Annotated in this window: 14 protein-coding genes; 9 read left to right on the top strand and 5 right to left on the bottom strand. The window is 60.6% G+C overall.

Going from position 1 to position 14,470, the window contains the following annotated elements; genetic code table 11:
- The first annotated feature begins 223 nt into the window (after positions 1 to 223).
- The 6 genes from rsxA to O9K64_RS03610 are packed head-to-tail and all read left to right on the top strand — an operon-like array spanning position 224 to position 5,502.
- Complete coding sequence (gene rsxA / locus O9K64_RS03635; protein ID WP_275096724.1) at positions 224 to 805, top strand: electron transport complex subunit RsxA; 582 nt, start codon at positions 224 to 226, stop codon at positions 803 to 805.
- 12 nt (positions 806 to 817) lie between these two features.
- Entirely contained in the window at positions 818 to 1,390 is a 573-nt protein-coding gene (gene rsxB / locus O9K64_RS03630; RefSeq protein ID WP_275096723.1) for an electron transport complex subunit RsxB, read from the top strand.
- 9 nt (positions 1,391 to 1,399) lie between these two features.
- Positions 1,400 to 3,121, top strand: coding sequence for an electron transport complex subunit RsxC (gene rsxC / locus O9K64_RS03625; protein ID WP_275096722.1), 1,722 nt, complete (start codon positions 1,400 to 1,402; stop codon positions 3,119 to 3,121).
- Between the two features lie 3 nt (positions 3,122 to 3,124).
- Positions 3,125 to 4,168, top strand: coding sequence for an electron transport complex subunit RsxD (rsxD, locus tag O9K64_RS03620; RefSeq protein ID WP_275096721.1), 1,044 nt, complete (start codon positions 3,125 to 3,127; stop codon positions 4,166 to 4,168).
- Complete coding sequence (rsxG, locus tag O9K64_RS03615; RefSeq protein ID WP_275096720.1) at positions 4,161 to 4,811, top strand: electron transport complex subunit RsxG; 651 nt, start codon at positions 4,161 to 4,163, stop codon at positions 4,809 to 4,811. The genes rsxD and rsxG overlap by 8 nt, the downstream gene beginning before the upstream one ends.
- Positions 4,804 to 5,502: an electron transport complex subunit E gene (locus tag O9K64_RS03610; protein WP_275096719.1), complete on the top strand. Its 699-nt coding sequence runs from the start codon at positions 4,804 to 4,806 to the stop codon at positions 5,500 to 5,502. The genes rsxG and O9K64_RS03610 overlap by 8 nt, the downstream gene beginning before the upstream one ends.
- Positions 5,503 to 5,850: 348 nt before the next feature.
- Here O9K64_RS03610 and O9K64_RS03605 read toward each other — a convergent pair whose 3' ends face one another.
- Positions 5,851 to 7,938 carry an ATP-binding protein gene (locus tag O9K64_RS03605; RefSeq protein WP_275096718.1) on the bottom strand — a complete coding sequence of 696 codons (2,088 nt, stop codon included), beginning with the start codon at positions 7,936 to 7,938 and terminating at the stop codon, positions 5,851 to 5,853.
- A 172-nt stretch (positions 7,939 to 8,110) separates the two neighbouring features.
- Between O9K64_RS03605 and nth the strand changes: the two genes are divergently transcribed.
- Positions 8,111 to 8,746, top strand: a complete 636-nt coding sequence (nth, locus tag O9K64_RS03600) for an endonuclease III (RefSeq protein WP_275096717.1) — start codon at positions 8,111 to 8,113, stop codon at positions 8,744 to 8,746.
- A gap of 13 nt (positions 8,747 to 8,759) precedes the next feature.
- The gene (locus tag O9K64_RS03595) at positions 8,760 to 9,191 is read left to right on the top strand and encodes a DUF1841 family protein (RefSeq protein ID WP_275096716.1); all 432 of its coding nucleotides are present in this window, start codon (positions 8,760 to 8,762) and stop codon (positions 9,189 to 9,191) included.
- Positions 9,192 to 9,198: 7 nt separating this feature from the next.
- Here O9K64_RS03595 and O9K64_RS03590 read toward each other — a convergent pair whose 3' ends face one another.
- The 3 genes from O9K64_RS03590 to pomA are packed head-to-tail and all read right to left on the bottom strand — an operon-like array spanning position 9,199 to position 11,478.
- Positions 9,199 to 9,807 (bottom strand): PilZ domain-containing protein, encoded by a 609-nt coding sequence (locus O9K64_RS03590; RefSeq protein WP_275096715.1) that lies wholly within the window; start codon positions 9,805 to 9,807, stop codon positions 9,199 to 9,201.
- Between the two features lie 52 nt (positions 9,808 to 9,859).
- Positions 9,860 to 10,711 carry a MotB family protein gene (locus tag O9K64_RS03585; RefSeq protein ID WP_275096714.1) on the bottom strand — a complete coding sequence of 284 codons (852 nt, stop codon included), beginning with the start codon at positions 10,709 to 10,711 and terminating at the stop codon, positions 9,860 to 9,862.
- Between the two features lie 5 nt (positions 10,712 to 10,716).
- Entirely contained in the window at positions 10,717 to 11,478 is a 762-nt protein-coding gene (gene pomA / locus O9K64_RS03580) for a flagellar motor protein PomA (RefSeq protein WP_275096713.1), read from the bottom strand.
- Between the two features lie 198 nt (positions 11,479 to 11,676).
- On the opposite strand from pomA, the gene O9K64_RS03575 reads away from it, so the two are divergent.
- Positions 11,677 to 12,555, top strand: coding sequence for an SDR family oxidoreductase (locus O9K64_RS03575; RefSeq protein ID WP_275096712.1), 879 nt, complete (start codon positions 11,677 to 11,679; stop codon positions 12,553 to 12,555).
- Positions 12,556 to 12,838: 283 nt separating this feature from the next.
- Here the strand turns inward: O9K64_RS03575 and gshA are convergent, their stop codons facing one another.
- On the bottom strand, positions 12,839 to 14,413 hold the full coding sequence (gene gshA / locus O9K64_RS03570) for a glutamate--cysteine ligase (RefSeq protein WP_275096711.1): 1,575 nt from the start codon (positions 14,411 to 14,413) through the stop codon (positions 12,839 to 12,841).
- Between the last annotated feature and the right edge of the window lie 57 nt (positions 14,414 to 14,470).

Genomic DNA, 14,470 nt, shown 5'->3' with positions numbered 1-14,470 from the left:
ATGCCCGGGGTGGCCGGGCGGTACGCTCCGGACGGAAAATACATGAAATATTGTGCATGTATTTTCTCTGTCTTTGATGATATATAATGCACTATACTTCAGGTAGCCGCCGGATATACCTAAAAGTTATAAGGTTATACACACACAAACTATCGGTTGTTAGCATTAGGGTTAACCACTACTATCGGCCATCCTGCTATATATGGTGTAGGTCTGCTATTTAATGAAAGAGTACGCGCTCATCCTTGTCAGTACCGTACTGGTCAACAACTTCGTTTTGGTGAAGTTCCTTGGCCTCTGCCCCTTCATGGGCGTCTCCAAGAAACTGGAGACGGCGGTCGGCATGGGCATGGCCACCACCTTTGTACTCACCCTCTCCTCCATCTGCAGCTATCTCGCCAATGAGTATCTGCTGGCCCCGCTGGGACTGGGATATCTGCGTACCATAACCTTCATCCTGGTGATCGCCGCGCTGGTGCAGTTCACCGAGATGGTGATGCACAAGACCAGCCCGGTGCTGTATCAGCTGCTGGGCATCTTCCTGCCGCTGATCACCACCAACTGCGCAGTGCTCGGCGTCGCCCTGCTCAATGTCCAGGAGCAGCACGGCTTTATCGAATCCGGCCTGTACGGTTTCGGCGCCGCGGCCGGCTTCTCCCTGGTGCTGGTGCTGTTCGCCGCCATGCGCGAGCGGGTGACCGTTTCCGATGTGCCGGTCCCCTTCCAGGGCGGCGCCATCGCCATGATCACGGCCGGGCTGATGTCGATTGCCTTCATGGGCTTTTCCGGCCTGGTGGCGAACTGAGGTGGCGTCGGTATGTTGATAGCGATCGCCGCCATTGCCCTGCTGGCACTCGCCTTCGGCCTGTTGCTCGGCTACTCCTCCATCCGCTTCCATGTGGAGGGGGACCCGATTGTCGAGAAGATCGAGGCGCTGCTGCCCCAAACCCAGTGCGGACAGTGCAACTTCCCCGGCTGCCATGCCTATGCCGAGGCCCTGGCCAACGATCAGGCCGAGATCAACGCCTGCCCGCCGGGTGGCGAGACCACCATGATCGCCCTGGCCGATCTGCTGGGCAAGGATCCGATCCCCCTGGAAGGCGTCGCGGCCGAGGATAAACCCAAGGCCGTTGCGGTGATCCGGGAGAACGAGTGCATCGGCTGCACGCTGTGCATCCAGGCCTGCCCGGTGGACGCCATCCTGGGTTCGGCGAAGCATATGCACACGGTGATCCGTAACGAATGCACGGGTTGCGCGCTGTGCCTGCCGCCCTGCCCGGTGGAGTGTATCGACATGGTGCCGCTTGAAGTCAACACCGGTAACTGGAGGTGGCCCTTCCCGGGGGAGACCCAGCCCGGCGAAACGCTCGCCACCGCCTCCGGGAGCTAGAGAAGCGATATGCCGCATTCCGTGCAAAAGCAGCAGAAACATACCCTCTACCGATTCAACGGAGGATTGCACCTGCCGGACAACAAAAGCCAGTCGCTCACGCTCCCCCTGGAGAAGGCCGCACTGCCGAAACGCCTGATCATACCGCTGCAGCAGCATATCGGTGAGGGCGCCGAGCCGCTGGTCAAGATCGGCGACCAGGTACTCAAGGGCGACATGCTGGCCAAACCCCATGGCTACGTGAGCGCCCCGGTACATGCCCCCTCCTCGGGGACGGTGGTGGCGATCGATGTCCTGCCCATTCCCCACCCCTCCGGCCTGCCCGCCCCCTGCGTGGTGATCGAGACGGACGGCAAGGAGCGCTGGGGCAACCAGCTGCAGCCCATGGCCGATTACCAGCACGCCGACCCCTCCCTGTTGCGCGAACGCATCCGCAACGCCGGCGTTGTCGGCCTGGGTGGCGCGGCCTTCCCCTCCAGCGTCAAGCTGACGCCGGGGATGGAAAACCCGATCGACACCCTGATCATCAACGGCGCGGAGTGCGAGCCCTATATCACCTGCGATGACCTGCTGATGCAGACCCAGGCGGAAAAGATCCTGATCGGCATCGGCATCATCCGCCGGCTGGTGGGTGCCGCGCGCTGTCTGTTCGGCATCGAGGACAACAAGCCGGAGGCGATCCGCCAGCTGCGTCAGGCGGTCGCGGATGCGGGCCTGGAGTGGGTATCGGTGATCGCCATCCCGACCCTCTATCCGAGCGGCGGCGAAAAGCAGTTGATCAAGGTCCTGACCGGCAGGGAAGTGCCCTCGGGCAGCATTCCCGCCACGATCGGCATGATCTGTCACAACGTCAGCACCGCCTTCGCCATTGCCGAGGCGGTAGTCGAGGGCCGGCCGCTGATCTCCCGCTATGTCACCGTCACCGGAAACGGCGTCAGGCAGCCGAAGAACCTGGAGGTGCTGATCGGCACACCGGTGGCGGAGCTGATCGCCCAGGCCGGCGGCTATACCGGGCAAGTCGCCAAACTGATTGTCGGCGGCCCGATGATGGGCTTTACCCTGAACAGCGATGAAGTACCCGTCACCAAGGCGACCAACTGCCTGCTGGCGGCCGACAGCCATGAAGCGCCCGATCCCGGGGTGGCGGTCGCCTGCATCCGCTGTGGCCGCTGCGCCAGTGCCTGCCCGGCCAACCTGCTGCCGCAGCAGATGTACTGGTATGCGCGGGCCAAGGACCTGGAAAAGGTGCAGGAGTACAACCTGTTCGACTGTATCGAGTGCGGCTGCTGCTCGCATGTCTGCCCCTCGCACATCCCCCTGGTGCAGTATTTCCGTTTCGCCAAGACCGAGAGCTGGGCCCAGGAGAAGGAGCAGCGCGCGGCGGAACGGGCACGCCAGCGTCACGAAGCCCAACTGGCCCGCAAAGAGCGCCTGGAAGCCGAACGCAAAGCCAAGCTGCGGCAAAAGAAAGAGGCGCTGAAAAAACCCGCCGTGCAGCAGCCCGATGCGGCCCAGGTGGATAGCGCCGACGCCGTGGATCCGAAAAAGGCGGCCATTGCCGCCGCCCTGCAGCGGGCCGCCGAGAAAAAGGCCCGGCTGGCCGAGCAAGGCGTGGAACCAAAGAACCAGGCTGACCTCAGCGAACCCCAGAAACAGGCCATAGAACGGGTGGATAAACGCAGGGCCAACAGCGACGCCAATTCCGTCACCTCGGAAAAGCAGGGTGGATAAGCAATGCGCTTTAGCACGATAACATCACCCCACAGCGCGCGCCCCAACAGCGTGAGTAGAACCATGCTGCTGGTTATCCTGGCGCTGCTGCCGGGTGCCGCCGCCATGATCTGGTATTTCGGCTGGGGCGTACTGATCAACATGATCCTGGCCAGCGTCACCGCCGTGGCCTGCGAGGCGCTCGCCGTACGCCTGAGAAACCGGCCGGTGCTGCCGGTGATCGGCGACTTCAGTGCCGTGCTCACCGCGCTGCTGTTGGCCGTCGCCCTACCGCCCCTGCTGCCCTGGTGGCTGACGGTGATCGGCGTCGCCTTTGCCATTCTGATGGTAAAGCAGATTTATGGTGGTCTGGGCTACAATCCGTTCAATCCGGCGATGGCGGCCTATGTGCTGTTACTGGTCTCCTATCCGGTGCAGATGACCTCCTGGCTGCCGCCGGAGATGCTCAATGAGCACCCCCTGACCCTGCTGCAGAGCGCCAGCGTCATCTTTACCGGGGCCCTGCCGGCGGGGCTCTCCTGGGATGCCCTCACCATGGCTACGCCGCTGGATGCCATGTTCACCCAGCTCGATCAGAGCCGGATGCTGAGCGAGATACTCGCCCAGCCGCTGTGGGGGGACTTTGGCGGCCGCGGCTGGGAGTGGGTCGGCAACTGGTATCTGCTGGGCGGCCTGTTCCTGCTCTACAAGCGGGTCATCAGCTGGCACATCCCGGTATCCATGCTGGGCAGTCTGCTGGTGATCGCCATGCTGTTTCACTTCCTCGACCAGGAAGCCTATCCGTTCGGCATGTTCCACATCTTTACCGGCGGCACCCTGCTCGGTGCATTCTTTATCGCCACCGATCCGGTGTCGGCCTGCACCACCAGGAAGGGACAGCTGGTGTACGGCGCCTGCATCGGCCTGCTGGTGTTCATCATCCGCACCTGGGGCGGTTATCCCGATGCGGTGGCCTTCGCCGTGCTGTTGATGAACATGGCGGCACCGACCATCGACTACTACACCCAGCCGAGGGCCTTCGGCCATCAGGGGGCGGGGCGTGATTAAACATCCGGTCTCCGTGGCCGGCATACTGCTGGCCCTGTTTGCGACAGCGGGCACCGCCCTGGTGGCGGTCACCAACAACCTCACCGCGGAGAAGATCACCGCCAACGAACGCGAGGCGCTGCTGCAGAGCCTGACCGCGCTGGTACCGGCGGAGACTATCGACAATGACATCGCCACCGATACCCGCCTGGTTTCACAGAGAGCCCTGCTGGGCAGCGACCAGACCCTGGTCTATCTGGGGCGCAAGGAAGGCAGCCCCGTAGCGGCGGTCTTCTCCTCCGTGGTACCCAACGGCTACAGCGGGCCGATAAAACTGCTGGTGGCGGTAAATACCGACGGTACCCTGGGCGGTGTCAGGGTGGTGGCTCACAAGGAGACCCCCGGACTGGGCGACAAAGTGGAAGAGAGCCGCTCCGACTGGATCTTCTCATTCAATGATAAGTCGCTCTCCAACCCGGCGCTGGCGGGCTGGAAAGTGAAGAAGGATGGCGGCCAGTTTGACCAGTTTACCGGCGCCACCATCACACCGCGGGCCATCGTTACCGGCGTCAAGAATACCCTGCTGTATTTCCAAGAGCATGGCAAGGCGTTGTTTCTGAAACCAGATGGGGCAGCCCCAGATAAGGCAACGAAAGATGAGTGAGACAAGCTACGGCCGACTGATCCGTGATGGCCTCTGGAGCAATAACCAGGCCCTGGTGGCACTGCTGGGTCTGTGTCCGCTGCTGGCCGTAACCAATACCGCGATCAACGGCCTCGGCCTGGGCATCGCCACCACCGCGGTGCTGGTGTTGTCCAACGCCACCGTATCGTTGATCAGAAACCTGGTGCGTCCGGAAGTCAGGCTGCCGGTGTTCGTCATCGTCATCGCCTCCTTCGTCACCGCCGTGGAGCTGAGCATGAATGCCTGGTTCCATGACCTCTACAAGGTGCTGGGCATCTTTATTCCGTTGATTGTCACCAACTGCGCCATCATCGGTCGCGCCGAGGCCTTTGCCTCGAAGAATCACCTGTTGCCGGCGATTGTCGATGGCCTCTCCATGGGCCTGGGATTTACCGGTGCACTGGTAGCGCTCGGCGCCATGCGCGAGTTGCTCGGTATGGGCACGCTGTTCTCACAGGCCGATCTGATGTTCGGTGCAACTGCCGCCGACTGGTCATTCAGTCTCGGGGCGAATTTCCAGGGCATGCTACTGGCGATCCTGCCGCCCGGCGCCTTTCTGGGCATGGGGCTGATGATCGCCCTGAAGAACATCATCGACGGCAGACAGCGGAAAGCCCAACCGGCCAAGGTTGAGGCCGCGCCGGCCGGCCTGGAGTCCGGTGCCGCCTGAAGTCTGGAGGCGCATTCACCAGGCAACGGCTTTTGGCGGGTGCGACCTTCGGGGTTGTACTTAGCCGATTACTCCTCTGGTTCGGCCGTGACGTGGAAAAAGATTAGCCGCGAATAAACGCAAATGAACGCGAATAATGTCATTTCGTAAACGGCTGATCCGCTGATTCCGGACGGCACCGATCATTTTCGGGACCGGATCGACCCCCGTTCCATCCTGAGTGCATGGTTATCTCTATTTGCGTGTATTCGCGTTCATTCCATCCTCAGGTCCGTAAACGGTGCATCCTTGCACCACTCCTCGCGGCTTGACAAATGGTGTTAGACCATAGCTGAGTCTGATGGGTAATCAGCAGGGCTTATGATCCTGTGGCTGGCCAAGCGTGGTGTAGCGTTCTATGGCCTGGCGCAATAACGACTCGTCCACCGGCTTGGCCAGAAAATCATCCATACCCGCCTCGGCACAGGACTTGCGAATATTGGAGGTGGCATTGGCGGTCAAGGCGATGATCGGCAGTCGCCGGTCGCCCTGCTCCTGACCCCGATATTCACGAGTAAACAGGATGCCGTCCATTTTCGGCATGCGAAGATCGATAAAGGCAATATCGAAACGCTGGCGCAACGCCAGCGCCAACGCCTCATCGCCGTTCCGCGCCCAGCTTACCCGGCAGCCGATACCGGCCAGCAGCGTACTCAGGACCCTGGCATTGATTTCATTGTCCTCGGCCATCAGCACATTGATCGGCAGCGCCAGCGGCGCCTGTGAACCGCGCTGCCCGCCCTGCTCCGGACAACCGCCCCGCCGCAACAGCCGGCCCACATGGTTCAGCAGCTCGGATGATATGAAGGGCTTGATCAGGAAGTGGCTGGCCGGGTGGTTATCCGACAGCTTCCGTTCCATGTAACCGAGATAGATGATGGCCAGCTCCCTCCCCAGGTGCTGGCGCAGAATCCTGCCGATGCGGTAGACATCCTGCCCGCCGGGGGAGTCCGCGATAATGGCAAAGTCCAGGCCGCCCCCCCGCTCGGCCTGTTGCATCAGCTCCGACAACTCCGCGATATCGGATACACCATGGCAATGGATGCCCCGGGCGGCGCATGACCGCCGGATGATTTCAAGGGTGGTCCTGTTGTGCTCATAGACCAGGGTACTGAAGCCGTCAAACCGGCATGAGCGGGGGGGGGCCAGTGCGAGCGGCTGTCCAGCGAGCGGCAGTCGTATGCGGAATGTGCTGCCGGTTCCCGGGCTGCTTTCCACAGTGACATCCCCATCCATCAGCTGGACCAGGCGCTTGGTAATCGTGGTGCCGAGCCCCAATCCCCCATGGCCACGGGTCGAGGAGGCATCGGCCTGCCAGAACCGTTCAAACAGCTTCTGCTGCTGCTCCAGCGGGATGCCGATGCCGGTATCCCTGACCGCGATCACCAGCCACTGGCGGTCCTCTTCGCGGTCATCCGCCAGGGTTGCCGACAACTCAATCTCACCCGACTCGGTGAACTTCAAGGCGTTGGAGAGCAGGTTGCAGAGTATCTGGCGTAATCGCAGTTCGTCATAATAGAGCTGTGGCGGGATCGCCTCATCGACACGGCAGATGAGCTCCAACCCCTTGTCCAGAGCCTGATGGGAATGGGTCAGACTGATATCCCTGAACAGCCCGCGGATATCGAACAGTTTTGGCTTCAGCACGAAACCCTCCGCGTCCATCTTGGAGAGGTCGAGCACTTCGCTGATCAGGGAATCGAGAATATTTGCCGACGAGGCGATGGAGTCGAGATACTCCCGCTGCTCCAGATTCAGCGTAGTATTCCTGAGCAGTTGCGACATCCCCACGATACCGCTCAGCGGGGTGCGCAACTCATGGGTCATGCTGGAGAGAAAGATGCCCTTGGCCCGGTCGGACTGCTCCGCGTCCAGCCGGGCGGCATGCAGCTTGCGCAGCAGGGAGTATTGATAAAGCGGCAGCAGAATCAGCAGCAGCAGAAAAAAGATCACCTCGAAGGTATATTTCTCCCACTGCCCCAGGACGGTTAGCAGCAGGGTATAGGCGAGGATACTCAACAGTGAGGCCGCCTTCAGATGCCGTTTTCCATAGCGCGTTCCATAGGAGATGAAAATCCAGATATAGAGCAGGTAAAAAGGGCTCACCACCTCCTTGGTCAGATAGATACAAAGACTGGTGGCGGAGACGTCAAGCAGCAGAGAAAGATAGCGCCTGGCCTCCCACTCCGATCGATAGAACACGCTCACCAGCAACAGGAGAAACAGCAGCAGAAAGCCGCCGAACAACAGCGCGTAGTCCCCCAGGTCGACGGCGTAATAATCCGTCGCCGCGCCCAGACCAATGTAGACGACGGCAAACAGCCAGACCGCCAGCCGCACCAGCGCGGACTGGAACTCCGGATTCCTGAATGTTGAAGGGTGTGGCCGACTGAGCATCCCATGCCTCGATAGGTTATTCTGATCAAAGTCTCGCGAGGGCGATATACTACTTTATATCTGCCGAATATTGAAATGCGCTTATCCCCGACTTGCCGGTGGCGTTGCGGAACAGCCAACCAGTGCGCATTTAGCGGCCCCTGGAGCGGGTTGACATGGTAAAATCCACCCCATGAACCAGGCAACAAGACGCACCATCTTTGAACGGTTTCGGGAACAGAACCCTCACCCCACCACCGAGTTGAATTACCGCTCCCCCTTTGAACTGCTGATCGCGGTGATCCTCTCCGCGCAGGCCACCGACAAGGGGGTGAACAAGGCCACGGAAAAACTCTATGCCGTGGCCAACACCCCCGAGGCGATGCTCGCTCTGGGTGAAGCGGGACTCAAGGACTATATCAAGACCATCGGTCTGTTTAACGGCAAGGCGAGCAACATCATCAAGACCTGCGAACAGCTGCTCCGGCGTCATCAGGGCCAGGTACCGCGGGACCGAGTCGCACTGGAGGCGCTGCCCGGCGTCGGCAGAAAGACCGCCAACGTGGTGCTCAATACCGTATTCAGGGAACCCACCATGGCGGTCGACACGCATATCTTCCGGGTGGCCAACCGCACACGGATAGCCACCGGAAAAAATGTACTCGAAGTGGAAAAGAAACTGCTGAGAAACATACCCAGGGAGTTTCTGCTGGATGCACACCACTGGCTGATCCTGCATGGACGCTACACCTGCCTGGCTCGCAGCCCACGCTGTGGTTCATGTATCATCGAAGACCTGTGCGAATTCCGCGACAAGCGTCTGGAGTGAGGATTTCGGGATAATGTTTGGAAATGATCGAAATCAGATGCGCCGTTTCTTTACCGAAGCCTGGCGCAAGGCCCGCGCCGGGGAGGAACTCATCCCGCTGGAGCGGATGCTGGCCGGGGTCATCCAACAGCATGCGGAATATCACGCCCTGCTGGAAGCCCCGGAGAGCGCACTGGAGAAGGACTTCCTCCCCGATGTCGGCGAGACCAACCCGTTTCTGCACATGGGAATGCATATCAGCCTGCAGGAACAGATCGGCACCGACCGTCCACCCGGGGTACGGCAACTCTACCAGCAGATGGTGCGGCGGATCGGTGACGGCCACGAGGCGGAACACCAGATGATGGAGTGTCTGGGCAGGATGCTCTGGGAGGCGCAGCGGGAAAACCGCCTGCCGGACGAACAGGCCTACCTGCAGTGCCTGCGGCGGCTTGCGGAAAAATAACCGGTCCTCACCCGCCGCCACTCAACTCCAGCGCCTCGCGGGCCTTGCGTAGCTGCGCCCCCTGCTTCTGGATGACATGCTGAATCAGCACATCCCGGTCCCGGCCCCGGATATTGAGGAAATTGGTGCGCAACCGGTGGGTACGCCCCGAGGGGTCGGCCTCCACGCCATCGCAGCCCACCACCTCGGCAAAGCAGAGAATGCCGGCATAGGAGGGCATCAACAGAATCTTCAGTTCCAGAATCGACCCGGGCTCAACAAATCGGGAAGTCTGAAAGGAGATACCCGAGGCACTGAGATTGACCGCCTGGGTCGGCTGATTCAACAGTGTGGTGCTCTGGGTCAACAGCGCGCGCCCCAGGATCTCGATCTTCTTGTCCAGCGACTTCAGATAGACGGCAATCTCCGGGCTACTCAGCTCGATTTTATGCAGCGTCCCCGTCATCTCCTGGGTCACGGCGGTCAGGCTGCTGAGCACGGTGAAATCACTGTCGACTTCATTTTCCAGACGCTCAATGGCGGCCGGCAGGCTGTCCGCCGGAATCTGCCGATAACTCAGACTGAGGCTATCGTCGATACGAAAAAACTCTCTGCGTTCATCCCGCTTGTAATTCAACGTCTGCTCCCGAATAGATCATTCCCCAACTTAGGACCCGACGCCGTTTTTATCAGCGCGCAAGCTCCAGCACATCACGCTCCCTATCCTCGCCCCGCTGAATGACCAGTTCAACCCGCCGGTTGATGGCCCGGTTTTCCCGGGAATCGTTCGGCACCAGGGGGGCGGAATCCGCATGCCCCTCCACCGCGATGCGCTTGGGGTCGATATTGGGATCATCCAGCAGGGCGTGCACCACGGTCACGGCGCGGGCGGATGAGAGCTCCCAGTTTGAACGGAACCGATTGGTGGAGATCGGTACGTCATCGGTGTGCCCCGCCACCACCACGTTGCCGGGGGTGCGTGCCACCGCCTCGCTGATGCGCACCATCACGCCATAGAAGTCATCGTTCAGCTCGGCGCTGCCGGAAGGGAAGGAGCCCTTCTCATTGATGCGGATGATGATCTTGGTGTATTCCGTCTCCACACTGACCAGGCTCTCCTCGATCTCCAGCTTGAGCGCCTCGCGGATCTCCTCCGCCTGCCGGGCCACCTCTTCCAGGATTCTTTCCCTTTCGGCCTCGATCACCGCGTCGACCACGCCGTCCGGCACCTCCAGATGCTGCTGCTCCACCTCCGTGGTCTGCTGCCTGATCTCGTCAATAATAGCGGGGTCCGGATTGATGGAGGGCGAGAACTCCTGCTTGATCACACTGGTGCCCATGACAATATCGGGTACCGGTACCTCACGCTGCACTCCAAACGCGTCCTTCATCGATTCCGCCATCTTCTGGAAGCGGATCGCATCGATCTCGGCAAACGAGAGCAGCAGCACGAAAAAAGCCAACAGCAGGGACATCAGGTCGGCAAAGGTCGCCAGCCAGGGGGGTAGGCCCGCCTCGCATTTTGGGCTATTGTTCGCCATATCGCCTACTCGGTCTCTTCCTTGGCGCGTTGATTCGACGGCAGGTAGGTGGAGAGCAACTGCTCCAGCACCCGCGGATTCATGCCTTCCTGGATGCCGGCAATGGTTTCGATGATCAGGGATTTATTGGTCTTCTCCAGGGCACTGGCCCTGGCCAGCTTCTCTGCCAGCGGCTGGGCGAAGGCGTTGGCGATAACCGCGCCGTAGAGCGTGGTCAGCAGCGCCACCGCCATGGCGGGACCGATACTGGCCGGATCGGACATATTGGCCAGCATCTGTACCAGACCGATCAGGGTGCCGATCATGCCCATGGCCGGGGCCATGGTGGCCATGTTCTTGAACATGCTCTGCCCCACCTCATGGCGATCTATCGTCAGATCGATATCCTTGCTCAGGAGTCGATTGACCAGGGCCGGATCATGGCCGTCGACACACAGCTCGATACCCTGCTTGAGGAAAGGATTGCCGATCTCCTGCCCCTCCAGGGCAAGCAGGCCATTCTTGCGGGCCACATCAGCCAACCTGACCGCCTCCTCAATCAGCGTGGCCGCATCATCCGTCTGGTAGAAGAAGGCCTTCATGCCGATAGTGAAAGAGCCGAGAAAATCCTTCAGTGAAACCTGCATCAGGGTCACCATGAAGGTGCCACCCACCACAATCAGAATAGAGGGTACGTTGACGAACAGCATGATATCACCGCCCGTCGCGATCGCGCCGATGATGATACCGAAGCCGCCCAGCAACCCGACCAGTGTCGCAATATCCACAAATACTTCCTCGTCACTCTACAGACCAAACCCATGGCAAAATCCAGGCACGCAATCCTGTAGCGGACAACCGCGGCGAAACTTTAGATACGGAGCGTGCAACATACTCGGTTAATTCGCTACAATCGGACACCGATACCGCCCGCTTGCGATCCCCCGGGTTCCCGCCGGCAACTTGTCCAGGCCCGCCCGCGCCGAATGTCGCCAACCCCGCAAATACACAACAAAAGGAAGGTTGAATTGAGTGACCCATCCACGAAACCAATTCTGATCACCGGCTGTTCAAGCGGCATTGGCCTCTGCGTAGCCAGGGGCCTGAAACAGCGAGGTTACAAGGTGATTGCCAGTGCCAGGAAAAGCCGGGATATGGAGCAGCTCGCTGCGGCCGGGTTGGATGCCGTGGTGCTGGATCTCGCCGACTCCGGCAGTATCCAACGCGCCGTCGACCGGGTGCTGCGCATAACAGATAATCGACTCTACGCGCTTTTCAATAATGGTGCCTACGGTCAGCCGGGGGCGGTCGAAGACCTGAGCCGTGAGGCGTTGCGCGCCCAGTTTGAAACCAACCTGTTTGGCTGGCACGAACTGACCTGCAGAATCATCCCGGTGATGCGCGCGCAGGGCGGGGGCCGGATTATTCAGAACAGTTCGGTACTGGGCTTCGCCGCGTTACCGTATCGCGGCGCCTATATCGCCAGCAAGTATGCCCTGGAAGGTCTGAGCGATACCCTGCGCCTGGAACTGCAGGGCAGCGGGATATCGGTCAGCCTGATCGAACCGGGACCGATCGAAAGCCGTTTCCGGGCCAACGCCTACGTCATGTGGCAACGCTATGTCGATCCGACCGGCAGCCACCATCAGGCCGCCTACCGGGCGATGCAGGAACGGCTGACCCGGGATAGTCCGGCGGTGCCGTTTACCCTGCCCCCGGAAGCGGTGCTGAAACGGGTAATCCATGCCCTGGAGAGTCCCCGGCCACAGATCCGTTATTACGTCACCTTTCCCACCTATCTGTTCGGCACCCTGAAACGACTGCTCCCGCATCGGCTCATGGACTGGGTGCTGAAGCGGGTGTGAGGATTCGGGAAGTCGCCCCTCGTTGGGGTTGCCTTGATTCGGAGCAGAGCCCCGGGGAATCTGTAGGATGCGGTGAGTGAAGCGAACCGCATCAAAGGGGCGCTGCCGTTTCCAGCGCGGTTTGGTGCGGTTCGCAAGCTCACCGGCACCCTACGTCCCACAAACACCCGCTGAATGACAGATGAGCTCCCGCCAAGGTACCAAGAGCGCGGAGTTTAAACTAGAGCACCTGCTCTCCCCGACACTCTTGGCATCGCTGCAGTCGTTGCCCGGAATACTCGATCTAACGCTGGGCGAAATAGTCCGCCAGGAATCCGGCAAAGTCGCCGCTGTCCTGCTGCTCCATCTCCTGTTGCCGGATCAATGATGTCTCGGACTCACGCAGCAACATCTGATAACGCTGCGTATCCGGGACAAAACCGTTGAAATAGTCCCGATGCTGCAGCGATTTACGCCGGGCAAAGTGAAAGAACCCCTCGCCCTGCTCGCGCATCTCCTGCAGCATCCGCGCGGAAGGTGTGCGTTCCGGTTCCGCAACGCACGCCCGCTGCTGCACAAGCGCCTGACGGTAGGGTTGGTCCCCGTCCCATTTATCCAGCAGTTCGCACACCGGCTCCATCGCCTGCAACAGCTCCCCGGCCCAGGCATTCAACCGGATATCCCGCCCCTGACGCGACAGGTAGAGTAACGGATCACGCCCCCGGTGTGCGGCGCCACCGATGTTCTGATCGATCTCCCGGCGTTCCTGTACATTGATCGGCGGACTCTCCAGCAACAGGCAGTACACCATGAAGGCACGCAGGAAGTGGAGCTGTTCCTCACTCACGCCCAGCGGGTGAAAGGCATTGACGTCCAGGGAGCGCAGTTCAATATAGCGAACCCCGCGGCGACGCAGGGCCAGTGTCGGCTTCTCCAGCCCCTCCAGCACCTGTTTGGGACGCACCGTGGAGTAGTATTCGTTTTCGATCTGCAGGATATTGGCATTCAACTGCTCATATCGGCCGTCCACCTCCACACCGATCTCCTCCCACATGGGACAGGGGGTTTCGATGGCATGGGTCAGGCTCTTGATATAGCCCTCCAGGCTGTTGTAGTTGGCCTTGATGCCGACCCCTTTCTCCTTGCTGTTGGTATAGCCGATATCCCCCATGCGCAACGAGGTCGCATAAGGCTCGTAATAGGTGTGCCGGTCGAACTCCCGCAGCGCGGTCGGCTTGTTACCCAGGAAGGATTTGCATACCGCCGGCGAGGCACCGAACAGGTAGGGGATCAGCCAGCCGAACCGCTGCAGGTTGCGGATCAACCCCAGATAGGCGGCGTCGGCGAAGTCTCGCTGCGCCAGCCGGCTCTCCCGGAACTCCCGATAAAGGGGCCAGAAGGCGTCGTCAAAGGAGAAATTAAAATGCACCCCGGCGATCACCTGCATGGTCCGGCCGTAACGATGACCAAGCCCGCGCCGGTAGACATTCTTCATGATCCCGGCATTGGAGGTGCCGTAATAGGCCAGGGGGATGTTCTCCCCTCCATCCAGCACGCAGGGCATGCTGGTGGCCCACAGGTACTCATTGTCCAGGTGGTCGTAGACGAATTTCTGGGTGTCGCGGAGAAACTCCAGGGCCTGCCCGGTACGCGCGAAGGGTGGCGTTATCAGCTCGGCGAGGGCCTCGGAGTAGTCGGTAGTGATATAGGGATGGGTGAGTGCCGAGCCCAGTGCCGGCGGGTGCGGGTGCTGCGAGATGCCGCCGTCCTCCGAGACCCGCAGGCACTCCTTCTCAAGACCTACCGCCCCACCGGTGGAGAGATAGCGTCCGATATCATCCGGCAACTGGCGGATACGGTTTTCTACTGATCGATACAATCGTTTGGTCCCAGGTATGGTCTGTTCTGGTTGTTCGTCCCACCGGCACCGGAAACG

The sequence above is a fragment of the Sedimenticola hydrogenitrophicus genome (assembly GCF_029017505.1).
Classification (GTDB): Bacteria; Pseudomonadota; Gammaproteobacteria; order Chromatiales; family Chromatiaceae; genus Sedimenticola; species Sedimenticola hydrogenitrophicus_A.
Note: the sequence above shows the minus strand (reverse complement) of the source record. Positions and strands in the feature narration are given on the sequence as shown.

What these genes read in the sequence shown, in the direction of transcription:
- rsxA (WP_275096724.1), top strand. Translation starts at nt 224, where the DNA reads ATGAAAGAGTACGCGCTCATCCTTGTCAGTACCGTACTGGTCAACAAC.
- rsxC (WP_275096722.1), top strand. Translation starts at nt 1,400, where the DNA reads ATGCCGCATTCCGTGCAAAAGCAGCAGAAACATACCCTCTACCGATTC.
- rsxB (WP_275096723.1), top strand. Translation starts at nt 818, where the DNA reads ATGTTGATAGCGATCGCCGCCATTGCCCTGCTGGCACTCGCCTTCGGC.
- O9K64_RS03610 (WP_275096719.1), top strand. Translation starts at nt 4,804, where the DNA reads ATGAGTGAGACAAGCTACGGCCGACTGATCCGTGATGGCCTCTGGAGC.
- O9K64_RS03575 (WP_275096712.1), top strand. Translation starts at nt 11,677, where the DNA reads ATGTCGCCAACCCCGCAAATACACAACAAAAGGAAGGTTGAATTGAGT.
- O9K64_RS03595 (WP_275096716.1), top strand. Translation starts at nt 8,760, where the DNA reads ATGTTTGGAAATGATCGAAATCAGATGCGCCGTTTCTTTACCGAAGCC.
- nth (WP_275096717.1), top strand. Translation starts at nt 8,111, where the DNA reads ATGAACCAGGCAACAAGACGCACCATCTTTGAACGGTTTCGGGAACAG.
- rsxD (WP_275096721.1), top strand. Translation starts at nt 3,125, where the DNA reads ATGCGCTTTAGCACGATAACATCACCCCACAGCGCGCGCCCCAACAGC.
- O9K64_RS03585 (WP_275096714.1), bottom strand. Translation starts at nt 10,711, where the DNA reads ATGGCGAACAATAGCCCAAAATGCGAGGCGGGCCTACCCCCCTGGCTG.
- O9K64_RS03605 (WP_275096718.1), bottom strand. Translation starts at nt 7,938, where the DNA reads ATGCTCAGTCGGCCACACCCTTCAACATTCAGGAATCCGGAGTTCCAG.